The organism is Faecalibacterium prausnitzii (assembly GCF_003287495.1).
Classification (GTDB): domain Bacteria; phylum Bacillota; class Clostridia; order Oscillospirales; family Ruminococcaceae; genus Faecalibacterium; species Faecalibacterium prausnitzii_I.
Map to the genome: position 1 here is coordinate 235,676 of NZ_PRLE01000003.1, position 16,476 is coordinate 252,151.

The 16,476-nt window shown below is 60.0% G+C and carries 16 protein-coding genes; 10 read left to right on the plus strand and 6 right to left on the minus strand.

Going from position 1 to position 16,476, the window contains the following annotated elements:
• Positions 1–62: 62 nt before the first annotated feature.
• Complete coding sequence (locus C4N22_RS07035) at positions 63–791, minus strand: LytR/AlgR family response regulator transcription factor (RefSeq protein WP_112148565.1); 729 nt, start codon at positions 789–791, stop codon at positions 63–65.
• Between the two features lie 111 nt (positions 792–902).
• Between C4N22_RS07035 and C4N22_RS07040 the strand changes: the two genes are divergently transcribed.
• Positions 903–1,844, plus strand: coding sequence for a glycosyltransferase (locus C4N22_RS07040; RefSeq protein ID WP_112148464.1), 942 nt, complete (start codon positions 903–905; stop codon positions 1,842–1,844).
• Between the two features lie 96 nt (positions 1,845–1,940).
• On the opposite strand, the gene C4N22_RS07045 is transcribed toward C4N22_RS07040, so the two are convergent.
• Positions 1,941–3,740: an aminopeptidase P family N-terminal domain-containing protein gene (locus C4N22_RS07045; RefSeq protein WP_112148465.1), complete on the minus strand. Its 1,800-nt coding sequence runs from the start codon at positions 3,738–3,740 to the stop codon at positions 1,941–1,943.
• A gap of 176 nt (positions 3,741–3,916) precedes the next feature.
• Between C4N22_RS07045 and C4N22_RS07050 the strand changes: the two genes are divergently transcribed.
• The 5 genes from C4N22_RS07050 to C4N22_RS07070 all read left to right on the plus strand — a co-directional run bounded on the left by C4N22_RS07050 (position 3,917) and on the right by C4N22_RS07070 (position 8,518).
• Positions 3,917–4,291, plus strand: coding sequence for a GntR family transcriptional regulator (locus C4N22_RS07050; RefSeq protein WP_112148466.1), 375 nt, complete (start codon positions 3,917–3,919; stop codon positions 4,289–4,291).
• A gap of 3 nt (positions 4,292–4,294) precedes the next feature.
• Positions 4,295–5,656, plus strand: coding sequence for a DUF5808 domain-containing protein (locus C4N22_RS13075; protein WP_242980977.1), 1,362 nt, complete (start codon positions 4,295–4,297; stop codon positions 5,654–5,656).
• A 209-nt stretch (positions 5,657–5,865) separates the two neighbouring features.
• A complete protein-coding gene (locus C4N22_RS07060) occupies positions 5,866–7,062 on the plus strand; it encodes a CobW family GTP-binding protein (RefSeq protein ID WP_112148467.1) in 1,197 nt (398 codons plus the stop codon).
• A gap of 41 nt (positions 7,063–7,103) precedes the next feature.
• Positions 7,104–8,066, plus strand: coding sequence for a TIGR03943 family putative permease subunit (locus C4N22_RS07065; protein ID WP_022256599.1), 963 nt, complete (start codon positions 7,104–7,106; stop codon positions 8,064–8,066).
• 83 nt (positions 8,067–8,149) lie between these two features.
• The gene (locus C4N22_RS07070) at positions 8,150–8,518 is read left to right on the plus strand and encodes a hypothetical protein (protein ID WP_112148468.1); all 369 of its coding nucleotides are present in this window, start codon (positions 8,150–8,152) and stop codon (positions 8,516–8,518) included.
• Between the two features lie 86 nt (positions 8,519–8,604).
• On the opposite strand, the gene C4N22_RS07075 is transcribed toward C4N22_RS07070, so the two are convergent.
• Positions 8,605–9,978 (minus strand): sodium-dependent transporter, encoded by a 1,374-nt coding sequence (locus tag C4N22_RS07075; protein ID WP_112148469.1) that lies wholly within the window; start codon positions 9,976–9,978, stop codon positions 8,605–8,607.
• A gap of 247 nt (positions 9,979–10,225) precedes the next feature.
• On the opposite strand from C4N22_RS07075, the gene C4N22_RS07080 reads away from it, so the two are divergent.
• Positions 10,226–11,593 carry an MATE family efflux transporter gene (locus C4N22_RS07080; RefSeq protein ID WP_112148470.1) on the plus strand — a complete coding sequence of 456 codons (1,368 nt, stop codon included), beginning with the start codon at positions 10,226–10,228 and terminating at the stop codon, positions 11,591–11,593.
• Positions 11,594–11,659: 66 nt separating this feature from the next.
• Here C4N22_RS07080 and C4N22_RS07085 read toward each other — a convergent pair whose 3' ends face one another.
• Complete coding sequence (locus C4N22_RS07085; protein WP_112148471.1) at positions 11,660–12,157, minus strand: MarR family winged helix-turn-helix transcriptional regulator; 498 nt, start codon at positions 12,155–12,157, stop codon at positions 11,660–11,662.
• An 88-nt stretch (positions 12,158–12,245) separates the two neighbouring features.
• On the minus strand, positions 12,246–13,916 hold the full coding sequence (locus C4N22_RS07090; RefSeq protein ID WP_112115616.1) for a Na+/H+ antiporter NhaC family protein: 1,671 nt from the start codon (positions 13,914–13,916) through the stop codon (positions 12,246–12,248).
• Positions 13,917–13,955: 39 nt separating this feature from the next.
• Between C4N22_RS07090 and C4N22_RS07095 the strand changes: the two genes are divergently transcribed.
• Complete coding sequence (locus C4N22_RS07095; RefSeq protein WP_146746518.1) at positions 13,956–14,207, plus strand: hypothetical protein; 252 nt, start codon at positions 13,956–13,958, stop codon at positions 14,205–14,207.
• Positions 14,208–14,314: 107 nt separating this feature from the next.
• Here the strand turns inward: C4N22_RS07095 and C4N22_RS07100 are convergent, their stop codons facing one another.
• Positions 14,315–14,704, minus strand: coding sequence for a thioesterase family protein (locus tag C4N22_RS07100; protein ID WP_022256606.1), 390 nt, complete (start codon positions 14,702–14,704; stop codon positions 14,315–14,317).
• A 173-nt stretch (positions 14,705–14,877) separates the two neighbouring features.
• Here C4N22_RS07100 and C4N22_RS07105 point away from each other — a divergent pair, with 173 nt between their 5' ends.
• Together C4N22_RS07105 and C4N22_RS07110 are read left to right on the plus strand one after the other, a co-directional pair.
• A complete protein-coding gene (locus tag C4N22_RS07105; RefSeq protein WP_112148567.1) occupies positions 14,878–15,615 on the plus strand; it encodes a YwaF family protein in 738 nt (245 codons plus the stop codon).
• 520 nt (positions 15,616–16,135) lie between these two features.
• The gene (locus C4N22_RS07110; protein WP_242980978.1) at positions 16,136–16,474 is read left to right on the plus strand and encodes an ArsR/SmtB family transcription factor; all 339 of its coding nucleotides are present in this window, start codon (positions 16,136–16,138) and stop codon (positions 16,472–16,474) included.
• Positions 16,475–16,476 lie beyond the last annotated feature (2 nt).

The following is a 16,476-nucleotide window of genomic DNA, read 5'->3' on the forward strand; positions in this document are numbered from 1 at the left end:
TCTGTTTTTGCAACAAAAAAGAGGGAAGTTTTTTGCTTCCCTCTCCAGTTTCTTTGTTGGCGTTACGGATTTTGTTCCATCCAGGCTTTAAACCGGGCTCGGACGGCGGCTTCCTTGCCGCGGGGGATGGGCACCCGGGCCCCGCTCCGCATCCGGAACTCGCCTGCCGCCAGCTGCTCTGCCGCCGCCAGGTTGACCACATAGGAGCGGTGGGGCTGCAAAAAGCGGTCGTCCGCCAGCAGGGGCTTTGCCACCTCCGCAAAGGGCACCCGGAGGGAGAGGGAGGGCACGTCCTCCCCGGTGGCAAGATGGAAATGCACCACATGGTGGGTACACTCCAGATACTCGATGTTCGCAAAGGGCAGCGCCCGCAGGCCCGCCGCCGTGGACACCGCGATGACCGGGCCGTACTCCGGCTCAGTGGCACGGTCCAGCAGGGCGGTGAACTGCTCCGGGCGGAACGGCAGCAGCAGGTACTGCATGGCGTCCACCCGGTAGGCATTGTAGGCGTGGGCGGGCGTGTGGGCAAAAAAGGCCAGCGGGGCCCGCGCGCCGTGCCGCCGCAGGGTATCGGCGGCTTTCAGGCCCGCCGGGGCGTTGCCCGCCGTCAGCTCCACAAGGTAGAGCTCGTACCGGGTCCCCTCGGCGTCCCGGGCCAGCAGGGCGTCCACCCCGGGCAGCTGCTCCACGATGCAGGCATCCGCCCGGCGGGCATAATATTCCAGACACTGCCGCTCCACCCGGCCGCGCAGCACCGGGTCCGGGCTGCACACTGCAATGTGAAAGATCATGGTTTCCAAAAGCCCCCTTTCCGGGCTGTGTGCCGCACCGCTTGCATTTTGCGGGCAGCGAGAGTATCATAACAGAAAAGCACCAGACTACAACAAAAAGGAGACGCCGCCATGAAACAGCCGCTTGTCAGCATCATCCTGCCCGTTTACAACGCCCAGAGCCATCTGGCCCGGTGCCTGAGCAGCATTTGCGCCCAGACTTACCAGAACCTTGAGATCATCGTCCTCAACGATGGCTCCAAAGACCAGAGCCTGCCCGTGTGCGAAGAGTTCCGCAAAAAGGATTCCCGCATCATTCTGGTGGACAAGGCCAACTCCGGCGTCTCGGACACCCGGAACCTGGGCCTGAAACTGGCCACCGGCGAATACATCCAGTTTGTGGACAGTGACGACTACATTGACCCGGATTACACCGGGCATCTGGTGGCCGCTGCCGAGGAGCACCACGCTGACCTGGTCATCGCGCCCTACAAAATGGTCATCCCGGCAGGTGCTTCCAAACCCGAACAGGTATTGGAAAAGCTGGAGGACGAGCTGGGCGTGATGACCGTGGCCCGGCCCCCGGAAGTGCGGGAATATGGCTTCCTGCCCGCGGGCGTGTATGACAAAGACCACTTCGCGCTCCGGCTGATGGACAAGCCTGCCTCCTATTTTTACAGCGTGCTCTGGAACAAACTCTACCGCCGCATCCTGCTCACCGGCAACGACATCTGTTTTACCAGCGAGGTGCGCTGGGCGGAAGACCTTGTCTTCAACATGCAGTATATCCAGTACGCGGAAGTGTTTGTCGCCATCGGCACGCCGGGGTACTACTATGTGCAGAACCCTCAGAGCATCTGCCACACCCAGATCAACCCGGCCACCATCGTGCAGAACAAATTACAGATGTTCCGCTATTACAAAGATCTTTACACCCGGCTCGGGATGTACGAGGAGGTACGGCCCCAGCTGTACAAGTTCCTCGTGGACATTGCCGAGAGCACCTACCCCTCCGGGCCGTTCAAAAAGGCCATCGACGAGGCAAAGGCGTACTGGCGCGCCCACAAACAGTAACACAAAAGGCGAGTGACCCTGCGGTCACCCGCCTTTTTTCTGCGATTGAGCGCCCCTGACCGGGGAGCTGGACCCGGGAAAGCGTAGCCTGAGGGGTCAAGCCCCGATGGCGGCGCACTTCTTGGCCAGCCAGTCGCGCTCTTCCTCGGTCAGGCGGGGAGCCAGCTTGGTGAAGACCTCGCGGTGGTAAGCGTTCAGCCAGTCCAGCTCGTCCCGGGTGAGGACGCCGGGCACGACGGGGGAGGTGGCAATGGGCACGAACATGATCGGCTCAAAGCCCAGGAACGTGCCGTACTGGTTGTCGGCCTTGTGGACGCACATCAGCTCGTTCTCAATGCGGATGCCGACCTGGCCGCCCTCGTAAACGCCCGGCTCGTCGGTGACGATCATGCCCGGCTGAAACACGACGGTGTTCCGGCCGTTCAGGGCATGGGGGCCCTCATGGACGTTGCCCACAAAGCTGACGCTGTGGCCGGTGCCGCAGCGGTAGTTGATGAGGTGACGCCAGAGCGGCTCCCGGGCGATGGTATCCAGCATGTGGCCGTCGCAGTAGTTCAGCCAGACGGCCTTTGCAATGTCGATGTGGCACTGCAGCGTCCAGGTGTAGAACAGCCGCTCGTCCTCGGTCAGCTCGCCCAACGGGTAGGTGCGGGTGATATCGGTGGTGCCGTCCAGATAGGTACCGCCGCAGTCCACCAGCAGGAAGCCTTTCCGCTCCAGCTTGGCGTGGTCTTCCTCGGTGGCGTGGTAGTGCATCATGGCAGCGTTTCCGCCGTAGGCGGCGATGGTGCCAAAGCTCTCCACAAGGAACTTGTCCTGTGCGCTGCGGTACTTGTGCAGGATCTCGTCCACGGTCAGCTCGGTCAGCTCCTCACCGGCAGCCAGACGCTCTTCCAGCTCTTTCTGGAACCGGACCATGGCCACGGCGTCCCGGATGTGGGCTTCCTTGGTGTGGGCCAGCTCCACTTCGTTCTTGATGCCTTTCATGGGCAGCAGGGGGTCGGCCTCGTCTTTCACGGTGAGCGCCTTGTTCTCTTTCAGGGTCTCATACACGGCAAAGTTGACGGAAGCCGGGTCGGCCAGCACGGTCTGGGGCTCGGTCTCGGCCGCCAGGAAATGGAGCACGTCGTCGTACTCGGCAATGGTCACGCCGTTCTCTTTGAGCTCGGCTGCCGCTTCCGGCTTGAGGCGGGCGGTGTTGAGGAAGAGGACCGCGCGGTTTTCGGTGACATAGCAGTAGGCCATGGCGTAGGGGGTGCACTGGATATCCATGGCACGGAGGTTGAGCAGCCAGGCCAGGTTGTCCAGCTTGCCCACCAGCTGGGCGGTGCAGCCCAGCTCCTTGAGCTTTGCCCGCAGCTGGCCCAGCTTCTCGGCGGGGGAGAAGCCTGCGTACTCTTTGGGCAGGATCCAAGCCGGGGTGGCGGGCAGGGCCGGGCGGCCCTCGGTCCAGAGCTCGTCCTCCAGATCCAGCGTTTTGATGCTGCCGTGCTTTGCTTCCAGAGCCTTCTCCAGCCCGCGCACCAGCCCGCAGGAGGCCGTCAGGCCACACAGGCCCAGCTTGCCGCCCTCGGGCAGGACCTTGGCGCAATATTCTTCCACGGTGGGCACGCCCGGCTCGCCCATCTTCTGGAGCTGGATCTCGGTGCCGGCGATCTCTTTCTCGGCCTGCACAAAATAGCGGCCATCGGCCCAGACCGCACTCTCGGTCATGGTGACGACAAAGTTGGAGTTCTCGCCGTGGAAACCGGAGAAATAGGTCAGGGAGGTGTAGTGCTCCGGCAGATACTCGCTGGCGTGGGGGTCGCCCACGGGGATCAGGTAAACATCCACACCGTTTGCTTTCATGGCGGCGCGCAGGGCGGCCAGACGCTCAGGAACAGAATTCATGCTCATTGGGTAAAGCCTTCTTTCCAAATCTTACACTTTTACAGTTGCCGGAAGAACGTCCGGCGGCGTTGGTTTGCCGCTTCTTATTGTAACATCCCCGCGCGGAGAATGCAATCCGCATCCCCTCTTGACAGTTTGTATTTGTTGTATTATACTCAATAATACAAACAGGAGGAATGAAAATGCTGTTCCGGTTGGATTTTCAGAGCGCGGTGCCCATCTACCGCCAGATCCGGGATCAGGTGGTGCTGGCCGTGGCGCAGGGGGAGCTGACCCCCGGCGAGCGGCTGCCCACCACCCGGGCACTGGCGGAGGACGCGGGCGTCAATGTAATGACCGTGAGCAAGGCCTACCAGCTGCTCAAGGCCGAGGGATATCTCGTCACCGACCGCCGGGCCGGGGCCGTCGTCCGCGCCCCGCGGGGCAAGGCAGCGGGCCTGTCTGCCGACCAGACCGCCCGGCTGAACCTGCTGGCGGGCGAGGCGCGGCTGGCCGGGCTGACCCTGGACGATTTTGTGGCGGCCTGCAAAGCCGCCTTTGGCGAAACGGAGGACTGAACGATGGAGACCATGAGTGGATTTATGCTGTTGACCTTCTGGCTCTGCGCGGGCGTCAATTACATCATGCTGCGCAATATGAGCAAGCGCCAGAAGGGCCTGCTCCTGGGCGTCACCCTGCCCCCGGAGGCAGACGCCCTGCCCGAGGTGCAGGCCATTGTAAAACAATATCGAACGCGGCTGGGCACCCTCTGTCTGGTCTGCGCCGCGCTCAGTGTGCCGCTGGCCTTTGTGCAGGAGACCGCCATCGCGCTGACACTCTGGATGCTCTTCTTTTTGGCCGGGCTGGCCCTGCCTTACCTGCCCCTGCTGCGGGCCAACGCAGAGCTCAAGGCACTGAAAAAAGCCCATGGCTGGCAGGGGAGCGGCTGCCGCATGGTGGATACCGGCGCGTCCGCATTCGCGCTGCCCAAGCCCATCGGGCTGTGGACCCTGCTGGTACCGCTGGTGCTCTGCCTGCTGCCCATGGCGCTGCCCGGTCTGCCCCGGGGCCTGATGCTGGTCTGCGGCATTGACGCCGCCTGCGTCCTCCTGCTCTGGGGGCTGGGGCGGTGGACGTTCCGCCGCCGGGAGGATATGGTCACCGAGGACTCCGCCCGCAACCAGACCCTGCTCCGGGTGCGGCGGCTCTACTGGGACCGCTTCTGGCGGCTGAACCTCTGGGCCATGGCCCTGCTCAACCTCTTTCTGATTCTGGGCTACCGCTCCGAGGCTGCTATCCTGGGCCTCAGCCTTGGCTTTACCGTCCTGCTGGTGGCGGCGACGCTCTGGATGGAGCTCTCCGTCCGCCGGGCGCAGGCGGCCCTGACGGAGACGGCTCCCATCGTGGCCGATGAGGATGACGCCTGGCTGGGCGGTATCTTCTACTATAACCCCACGGACAAGCGTTTTCTGGTCGCCAAGCGGCTGGGCATAGGCACCACCGTCAACCTGGGCACCTGGGCGGGCAAACTCTACTATGCCTTTGTCGGCCTTGTGCTGGTGGTCTGCCTTGCCATCGGGCCCATCTTCGGCATTGTGGACAGCATCCCTGTCCGGCTGGAGCTCTCCGGCAGCGCTCCGGTCTGCCTCGTGGCCTCCCATGGCCAGAGCGAAAAATACCGCTTGGACACCGACGCCATCACCGATGTCCAGCTCCGGGACACCCTGCCGGATGCCGCCCGCACCTGGGGCACCGGGATGGACCACTATTTGCAGGGGGATTTCTATGTGATCGGGGAGGGGAACGCCCGGTTCTGCCTCGACCCCACCCAAAAGTGTTTTCTCCGGGTGGAGGCAGGCGGGCAGGTGTATTGGTTCACCGGAGATTCCGAGGACCACACCGCCGCCATTGCGCAGGCACTGCAATCCACCGTTCACCCCTGATGCAAAGGGCCGCGGGAGCCGAATTTTGGCTCCCGCAGCCCTTTCTTTTTGTCATTTGCCCCAAAACGCAACCAATTTGCAAAAAATGTTACAATTTTTTCTTCAAAAACGGCGTTTTACCATTGACAGCCTTGTTATAATAGAGGAGTAAGATGTTTGAGCCAGCACTCTGCGGCTCTGTGTGCTAAAAAGAAAGAGGCATTTGAATCATGACCAAAATTGATATCTTCTCCGGTTTCCTGGGTGCCGGCAAAACCACCCTGATCAAAAAACTGATCAAGGAGTCCTTTGCAGGCCAGAAAGTGGTGCTGATCGAGAACGAGTTCGGCGAGATCGGCATTGACGGCGGCTTCCTCAAGGAGTCCGGCATCCAGATCAACGAACTGAACGCCGGCTGCATCTGCTGCTCTCTGGTGGGCGATTTCCGCGCCGCCCTGCAGCAGGTGGTGGAGCAGTACCACCCGGACCGCATCGTGATCGAGCCCTCCGGCGTGGGCAAGCTGAGTGACGTGACCCGCGCCGTGGAGGGCGTGGCCGAACACCTGGATGTCCAGCTCAGCAGCTTTGTCACCGTGGCCGACGTGAACAAGGTCAAGATGTATATGAAGAACTTCGGTGAGTTCTACGACGACCAGATCAGCCATGCAAGCTGCATCATCCTGAGCCGTACCCAGAACGCCACCGAGGAGAAGATCGCTGCTGCCGTGGCCATGCTGCGGGAGAAGAACCCCACCGCCACCATCGTGACCACCGCCTGGGACTCCCTGACCGGTGAGCAGATCCTCAAGGCCATGTCCACCAAGGACGATTTCAAGGCCGAGCTGATCGCCATGGCTGCCAAGGCCAACGAGGAGCACGCCCACGAGGATGAGGAAGAGGAGCACGAGCACCATCACGATCATGAGGACGGCCACGATCATTGCTGCTGCGGCCACCATCATCATGACCACGATGACGACGAGGATGACGATGACCACGACGAGCATGAGCATCATCACGATCATGAGGACGGCCACGATCATTGCTGCTGCGGCCATCACCACCACGACGAAGACGACGATGACCATGACGAGCATGAGCATCATCACGACGGCCACTGCTGCCATCATCACCACCACCATGACCACGACGCCGACGAGGTCTTTACCAGCTGGGGCGTCGAGACGGCCAAGAAGTTCTCCAAGGCTGACATTGAGCACGCCCTCACCGAGCTGGACACCGGCAATTACGGCATGATCCTCCGCTCCAAGGGCATCGTGGACGGCGGTGCCGACGGCTGGCTGGAGTTCGATTACGTTCCCGGCGAGTGGGAAGTCCGTCAGCGCGGTGCCGATGTGGGCGGCAAGCTGGTGGTCATCGGCTCCAAGCTGGATGAGCACGCCATCGCCACGCTGTTTGGCTGCTGATGCCCTCTCAGGCCAAGACGAAAGGATAAAAGGAGAATCCCATGGCAAACGAAATTCCCGTTTACCTGTTTGTTGGCTTCCTCGAAAGCGGCAAGACCAAGTTCATTCAGGAAACATTTGAAGACCCCAATTTCGACTCCGGCGACAAGACCCTGCTGCTGGTCTGCGAGGAGGGCGAGGAAGAATACAACCAGAAGAAATTCGCGTTCCCCGGCGTGACCCTCTACAATCTGGAGGACAAGGCCGAGCTCAACCCCCAGAACCTGGCCAAGCTGGCCAAGGAGGCCGATGCAGGCCGCGTGGTGATCGAGTACAACGGCATGTGGCTGCTGCAGGATCTGGCCAACAATCTGCCGGAGAACTGGATCGTGTACCAGTGCATCGCCACGGCGGACGGCACCACGGCCCTGACCTACGCCCGCGACAACTCCATGCGCAGCCTGATGCTGGACAAGATCGCCCGCAGCGAGCTCATCGTCTTCAACCGGGCCGAGGCCGTCAACAACGACGCCGCCCGGCAGGAACTGCACAAGCTGGTGCGTCAGGCTTCCCGCAAGTGCGATATCGCCTACGAGTTTGCCGACGGCAGCGTGGCTTACGATGATATCCCCGACCCGCTGCCGTTCGACCTGAACGCCCCGGTGGTGGAGATCGGCGATGAAGACTTTGGCATCTGGTATATGGACTGCCAGGACGAGCCCGAGAAGTACACGGGCAAAACGGTCCGCTTCCTGGCGCAGGTCTGCCAGACCAACCGGGCCGGCAAAAACAGCTTTGTGCCCGGCCGCTTTGCCATGACCTGCTGCGTGCAGGACATCCAGTTTGTCGGCTTCCCCTGCGTTTACGACGGCTACAAAGCCCTGGAGCAGCGTGCCTGGGTGCGCGTGACCGCCAAGGTCAACTACAAGTTCCACAATATCTACCGCGGCAAGGGCCCGGTGCTGACCGCCCTCTCCGTGGAGCCCGCTGAGAAGCCCCTGAACGACGTTGTGACGTTCTCTTAAATTCGCCCGTCTGCTTTGCGGACGCCTCTCCCAAACAGAGAGGCAAGGGCCAGTCTATAGCCAGTTGGCTTTAGGAGGTTGCTATGAAAGCTTTGTTCCGTATCTTGGGCACGGCGGCTGCCGTTGCTGTCACCGGCGCTGCCATCGTTGTGCTGGATCAGATCCTCAACGACAAGGCCCCGCTCCATGTGGAGGAAATCGAGTTTCCCGAGGACGCCGAAAATGACGCCGAGGAGGCCGCCAAGACCGCACAGGCTTACGCCGAGGGCGAAGTCAAAGTGGAGGGCGAAACCAAAGCGGAGGGCGAAGCCAAAACGGAGGGCCCCAACCCGAACCCCGTGGAGGTCGGCCCTGCGGTTGCTCCCAAAGATGAGAACGGCAAGTTCGACCCCACCAAGATCGCGGAAGCTTCCGACTTCGGCGATTGGGAAGAGCAGGGCTGCAAGGGCTGATCTGCATTTTTTGAATCCGGAACATAAAACCCCGGCGGAGTCGAACGATCCCGCCGGGGTTTTGCTGTAACTTGCTGTATTTTCTTTTACATGGCGATCCAGCCCAGTGCATTTGCCACCGAGCTGACCAGAATGATGGCTGCGAAAACGGGGCAGAGATACTGGATCATAAAGTTGAAGATGACCTTGCGGCGGAACGGTTTGCCGCTCAAAGTGACCTCTTCCTCGATCTTTTTGACACCGATGACGCGGGAGACCAGCAGGCAGGTGGTGATGGCCGCAATGGGCATCATGACGGAGTTGGTGAGGAAATCAAAGAAATCCAAAAACTGCATCCCGAACACGATCACGCCTGCCAGCGGGCCGTAGCCCAGGGCCGAGAGGCTGCCCAGCACCAGCATGATGACGCCGATGAGGACAGTGGCCTGATGGCGGTCCCAACCCAGCTCGTCCTCAAAGGTGGAGACGGCGCTTTCGGTCAGGGCAATGGAGCTGGTGACCGCCGCAAACAGCACCAGCGTGAAAAACAGGATGCCCACCACGGTGCCAAGGCCCATGCTTTCGAACACCTTGGGGATGGTAATAAACATCAGGGCCGGGCCAGCCTGCAGGGTATCGGGGTCGCCGCCGGAGAACGAGAAGACCGCCGGAATGATCATCAGGCCCGCCATGATGGCAATGGCCGTGTCAAAAATTTCGACGTTCTCGGTGGACTCCTCAATCGAGACGTCCTTTTTCATATAGGAGCCGAACGTGACCAGAATGCCCATGGCGATGGACAGGGAATAGAACATCTGCCCCATGGCCGTGACGACGGTCATCCAGGAGAAATGGGCGACATTGGGCACGAGGAAATACTTCACACCCGCCAGCGCCCCGGGCCGGGTGACGGAGTAACCCGCAATGATGACGGAAAGCACCACCAGAATGGGCATCATGACTTTGGAGACCCGTTCCACGCCGTTGCGGACGCCCGCAAAGATGATCGCCAGCGTGAAGATGGTGAAGATGACAAAGCAGATCTCCGCCGAAGCACCATTGGAGATGAACGACGAGAAATAGCCGTCCGTGGCCAGCTCCTTGCCGTGCCCGGCAACGTAATCCGCCAGGTACCGGATGACCCAGCCGCCAATGACCGAGTAATAGGGCACGATGAGGATGGGGATGATGGCGTTGATCCAGCCGCCGAACGAGAGCCCGCCCTTTTTGCCAAAGGCCGCGAAAGCGCCCACCGGGCTCTTCTTGGTCATCCGGCCCAGAGCCGTCTCCGCCACGATCATGGTATAGCCGAACGTGAACGCCAGCAGAATGTAGATGAGCAGAAAGATGCCGCCGCCATACTTGGCCGCCAGATACGGGAAACGCCAGATGTTGCCAAGGCCAACGGACGCGCCTGCGGCCGACAGCACAAAGCCGATCTTGCCGGAGAACGCGCTCCGCTTTTTGTATTGAGGTTCCATGTTTTTCTCCTTTCCCAAATTCCAAAACGAACGAATCCAGTGTAACACAGGCCATCGGCAAATTCAATGCACCGGAACAGTATGTTGCTATGCCCGACCCCGCAGGCGTTCTTGTGTTCCCCCCGCCGCCGTGTTACAATAGTCTCAGGCGTTTTTCGTGTTTTTTGTCAAAGCCGGTCGATTTTCGCCGTGCTTTGCTTTACGAATTGCACTTGATTGAAAAATTTCAACTCAAAGGAGAGAATTCATGGCGCAGACCAGACAGGATATGGGGAGCGGCAATGTCAAAAAACTGCTGCTCCAGCTCATGATCCCCGCCGTTGTGGCTCAGGTGGTCAACCTGCTGTACAACATCGTGGACCGTATTTATATCGGCCATATTGCGGGCATTGGCGCGGCGGCGCTGACGGGTGTGGGCCTGTTTGCCCCCATCCTGATGCTGCTCAACGCGTTTGCCATGCTCATCGGCGCGGGCGGCGCGCCCCGCACGGCCATCGCGCTGGGGCAGGGCAACAAAGAAGAAGCCGAAAAGATCCTCGGCAACAGCTTTACCATGCTGCTGTTTTTTGCCGTGGTGCTTACCATCGGGTTCTATGCCGGGGCTCCCATCCTGCTGCGGCTCTTTGGTGCCAGCGAGGCCACCCTGCCCTATGCGCTGGCCTACAGCCGCATCTATATCCTGGGCTCGGTCTGTGTCCTCCTCGTCATGGGCATGAACCCCTTTATCACCACCCAGGGCTTTGCTAAGATCAGTATGCTGACCACCGTCATCGGCGCGGTGATCAACATCATCCTGGACCCCATCCTCATCTTTGTGCTGGACATGGGCGTGCGGGGTGCCGCCATTGCCACGGTGCTCAGCCAGGCCGTGGGTGCCTGCTGGATCCTGCGCTTCCTCACCGGGAGCAAGACCATCCTCCGGCTCCGCAAAGAGCACCTGCGGCCCGAGGGCCGGGTCATCCTGCCCGTGATGGGGCTGGGCATCTCCACCTTTGTAATGCTTTCCACCGAGAGCCTGCTCTCCATCAGCTTCAGCTCCAGCCTGGCCCGGTACGGCGGCGATGTGGCCGTGGGTGCCATGACCGTCATCACCAGCGTGTCCCAGCTCTGTACCCTGCCCATTCAGGGCATCTGCCAGGGCGGCCAGCCGGTCATGAGCTTCAACTTTGGCGCGGGCAATCAGGCCCGTGTGAAAGAGGCGTTCCGTTTCCAGTTCACCCTCTGCTTCGGGTACACCACCCTGTTCTGGCTGGGGATGATGCTGGTGCCCGGGCTGGTGGCCGGCATCTTCACCTCCGACGTCCCCCTCATCCAGTACACCACCTGGGCTATGCGCATCTACATGGCCGGTATCTTTGCCATGGGCGTTCAGATCGCCTGCCAGCAGAGCTTTATGGCGCTGGGGCAGGCCAAGGTCAGCCTCCTGCTGGCCTGCCTGCGTAAGCTCATCCTCCTCATCCCGCTCATCTTCCTCCTGCCGCACCTCCTGCCGGACCCGGTGTTCGCGGTCTTCCTCGCGGAGCCCGTCAGCGACATCACGGCGGCCAGCATCACGGTGTTCACGTTCCTGTCCCGGTTCGATAAAATTCTCGATCGGGGCGCGGCGAACGTCTGAGCGTATTTCTGGAACAAAAAAATCCATCGCTGTTTTTGACAGCGATGGATTTTTTCTTTGCGGCTTTTATGCGTTGGTCTTCTCATCCTCCGCGACATGCTCCGGGGCCTCGGCCTGAACACGAGTCAGCATATCCATCTCGGGCATCAGCTCATGGCTGACCACCGAGAGCATTTCCTCAAGCTTTTTGCAGTCCTCCGGGGAGAACCGCTCCCTGGCACGCTCAATGACAGTGTGCAGGTAGGAATAGCTGATGTTGTAGTAGTTGATATACTTCTGAGTGGGGCGGAGATGGTACTCCCGGCGGTCCACCGTGGACTGGATCTTTTCCACATAGCCCTTGCGGACCAGGCTGCCGATCTTATAAGCGGCATTGGGGGTGGAAATGCCCATCATCCGGGAAAACTCGGCAATGGTGGGCTCTCCCATGGCCATGATGCCCTCCATGCAGAACGACTCCACCGTGGTCAGGGTCGCCTCCCGGGTCGCAAAGCGCTGGAACACGCTCTGGTAAAAATGCAGTTTGAACTTGGTGTAGACTTCCTGAAACACTTCTTCCAGCAAGATGAACGCCCTCCTTGTGGCAAATTAACTCAATTTCTTTTAGTATATCACGTTTTGGAGGGAAAAATCAACGCTTGTCGCAAAATTTTCAGCGAACAACTTTTTTGCCGTGGCCCGTCCGCACCCGGATGACGCTCAACACGATGAGCTCCAGGAAAATGGCGACGCCCAACAGTACCAGAGAGCTGACCAGATTGGCCCGGGCACCCAGCACGGCCTCCGACAGACCGGTGAGGACATAGCAGCCCGCCGAGACGCCGGCCACCGTCAGCGCATAGGGCAGCTGGGTGGAAACATGGTTCACATGGCTGCAATGGGCACCAGCCGAGGCCATGATGGTGGTGTCGGAGATCGGGGAGCAGTGGTCACCGCAGACGGCGCCGGACAGGCAGGCCGCAATGGAGATGACCAGCATCTCTCCCTCCGGGAATGCATGGCAGACGATGGGGATGAGGATGGAGAACGTGCCCCAGGAGGTGCCGGTGGCAAAGGCCAGGAAGACGGCTACCACAAAGATGATGACCGGCAGCAGATACTGCAGCGCCGCGGCCGAGCCGCCCAGCAGGTTGGCGACGTAATATTTTGCACCCAGCAGGCCGGTCATACCGGACAGCGTCCAGGCGAGGGTCAGGATCAGCATGGGGCTGACCATGGCCTTGAAGCCCTCGGGGATGCAGGCGGCAAAGTCCTGGAACGTCATCACTTCCCGCACGCGGTAGAACACAAAGGTAAAGAGCAGGGCAATGCTGCTGCCCATGACAAGGCCCATGGAAGCGTTGCAGTCCGCAAAGGCGGTAATGAAATCGGTGCCCTCAAAGAAGCCGCCGGTGTACACCATGCCAAAGATGCAGGCCACAATGAGGACGATGACCGGGGCCACCAGGTCGATGACATGGCCCTTGGTGTCGGTGCCGTCGTCCACATCGTCGCCGTAGGGGCGGTCCTCGGTGGTGAAGAGGTCGCCGTTCATGGCGTTGGTCTCATTCAGCTTCATGGGGCCGTAGTCCGTCCCGGTAAAGATGACGAACAGGCTCATGACCATGGTGAGGATGGCGTAATAGTTATACGGGATGGTGCGCAGGAACATGGTAAAGCCGTTGATGCCGGAGCCCTCGGGCACCGAGGAAGTAACAGCAGCAGCCCAGCTGGACACCGGCGCAATGATGCAGACGGGGGCCGCCGTGGCGTCAATCAGGTAGGCCAGCTTGGCGCGGGAGACTTTCTGACGGTCGGTGACCGGGCGCATGACCGAGCCGACGGTCAGGCAGTTGAAGTAGTCGTCCACAAAGATCATGATCCCCAGCAGCAGGGTGGCAAACTGTGCCCCGGCCCGGGTGTGGATATGGGTGGAGGCCCACCGGCCAAAGGCCGCGCTGCCGCCGGCCTTGTTCATCAGGGCCACCAGAATGCCCAGCATGACCAGGAAGACCAGGATCCCCACATTGCTGCTGTCGGACAGCTTGGACACCATGCCGCCGTCCTCATTGAAGAACAGGGTGGTCAGGGCCAGCTCCAGGTTGCCGTTGGCGTAAAGCAGGGCACCGGTGGCAATGCCCACCAGCAGGGAAGTGTAGACTTCCTTGGTGTTCAGGGCCAGCACGATGGCCACCACCGGAGGCAGCAGGGAAAGTGCCGTGCTGTACACGGCGCAGGTGTAAGTAGACGGGTCTGCGATCTTGCCCGGTGTGGCAGACGTGCACCACAACAGCAGGCCGAAGACGAGCAGAGCGCCCACCCAGGAGAGATTGTTCTTTTTCATGAAAATGATTCCTCTTGAAGATCAGGTTTGTTTTGGGGTGTGGCGGGGCAGACTATCCCCCAGAAAGGAAGAGAGGGGGTGTTTGCCGCGCCGGATTATAAAGCGTTGTATTTTGAGCTGTTCCGCGCCAGCGAGCAGGCCGCCCGCCTGTTGTGGGAGGCCCAGCAGAAAGCCGAGCAGGAGGCCCTGCGGGCCGACCCGCCGCCGCTGGAACTGGAACCTCTCCGTCATCGCTCACGCGATGCCACCTCCCCTGTCGAGGGGAGGCCTTGGCAGTCGGATGAAAGTTGATCTATTTGCCAAAGGCTCCCCTGTTAGGAAAGACTCCCCCGGCCGGGGGAGGTGGCACGAAAGTGCCGAAAGGGGAGTGGCTGGCGAGCGAAGTTCGACTGAGAGGTTTAATTCTTTTTGCTCTCGGCCTTGGCCGCAAACTTGGCGTTGTTGATGACAAAGCGCTCGTGGGTGCCGCCGCCAACGGGGCCTTTCTCGTCGTGGAGCGAGACCTTGAACACCAGCTTGCGGCCCTCCACGGCCACCAGCTCGCTCTCGCAGGTCACGGTCATGCCCACGGGAGTGGGGGCCGTGTGCTCCAGCTCCAGTTTGGTGCCCACGGTGCCGCAGCCCTCATCCAGAGCCTCGGCCACGCTCATCCAGCAGGTCTTCTCGGCCAGTGCCACCAGAGCGGGAGTCGCAAACACGTCCAGCGTGCCGCTTCCCATGGTTTTCGCGGTGTTTTCGTTGGTCACAGCCACGGACTGCTCGCCGTGGATCCCAGTTGTCAGAGTCATAAAAATTCTCCTTTTCTTTTTGTGTAAGATGTCGAAACGACATGGATTTACGAACCAACAGTAGAATACCACATTTTGCGCCGCTGTGCACCTGTTTTGGAGATTTTTCCGCCAAAACACTTCCCTTTTGGATGGAACGAGCCCATAATAAAGGCAAAAAGGCGGTGGAGCAGATGAGTGAGTTCTGGATGTCGTATGAAATGATCGCCCAGCGGTATGGCCCGGGGTATCAGGGCTATCCGCTGTTTGGAGCGGTGCACCTGGGAGAGCTGGAGGCAGTGGCGGTCTGCATCCTGCTGACAGCCCGCTGGTACCGCCGCAGCCCGGAACGCACCCGGCGGCGCATCCTGTGGGGCGTTACGGTTTTGCTGTTGGCAGATGAAGCCGTGCTGGTCATTGCCATGCTGGCCACCGGGCAGTGGAACTGGAGCTACCTGCCTCTCCACCTGTGCAGCATCCATATTTTCCTCTGCACAACCTGCACCCTGACCGGAAAGGACTGGTGCAAAGAGGAGCTCTACGCCCTCTGCACACCGGGGGCCGCCATTGCGCTGCTCTGCCCCGGTTGGCTGGGGACAAAGGCGTGGAGCCTCATCAACCTCCACTCCGTCACTCTCCACGGGCTGTTGGTGCTTTACCCGGTTCTGCTGGTAGCAGGCGGGTTCCGCCCGCAGGTGCGGCGGCTCCCGGCGGTGCTGGCATTCCTGTTTGGCTCGGCGCTGCCCATTTACTTTTTAAATAAAGTGCTGTACACAAACTTTTACTTTCTGAACGGCCCCACCAGCAGCCCGGTGACGGCGCTGTTTACCCAGTGGTTTGGGGAACAGTGGTATCTCCTGGGCTTTCTCCCCGCCGTGGCGCTGGTGCTGGCGGGGATGTATCTGCCGTGGTATATTCATCGAAAAAAATAGAAGCAACCTCATCTGGTTGCTTTTTGTCAAAAATTATGATACGCTAAAGATGCTGTCCGAAATGGCAGCAAGGCACTGCATACAACGGCAGGCGGTTCGGCTCTTCATCCCACTGAAAAGGGGGTGAAGCATATGCCTATTACTTTGACGTTCCATCTTTTTGGATTCACTTTTACGATCAGAGTAAAAAAATGAACCGCCACCCGGCACGGTGACGGTTCGAGCTTTGCTCAGCTGTTCTACTTAAAGGGCTAACCGCTTGTCGCAGTGCCTTTTCTATTTGTATTATAGCAAGGATGCGGTGGAAAGTCAAGCAGCAGCAAGCTGGATTTGAGGCCTTGAAACCGCACCCTTTTTGCAAAATAAAAATGCCACTTTTTTGCGTATTGGGGCAAAAAATATCTTTTTTGCAATTCCAGCAAAATTCTTCTCCAAACCCCTTGACAGGAGCCTTTCCCCATGCTATCATGAACACATGAACAAACGTTCATATAAAACCGACCCAAGAGGAGATGTCCAGATGCCGCAGCAGGAACCCGAAAAGAAAAGCGCCCCCGCCGCGCAGCCCATTGATATGCCCGATGACGAGGTGCTCTACGAGCTGGCCGACCTGTTCCGGGTATTTGGCGACTCCACCCGCATCAAGATCCTGTACGCGCTCCACGATAACGAGCTGTGCGTGCAGGACATCGCCAACGCGGTGCAGCTGAGCCAGTCCGCCGTGAGCCATCAGCTCCGGGTGCTCAAGGACTGCAAACTGGTGCGGTTCCGCCGGGAGGGCAAAACTGTTTACTACGCACTGGACGATGACCATGTGCGCAGCATCCTCTCCATGGGGATGGATCATATTGAAGAATGAGA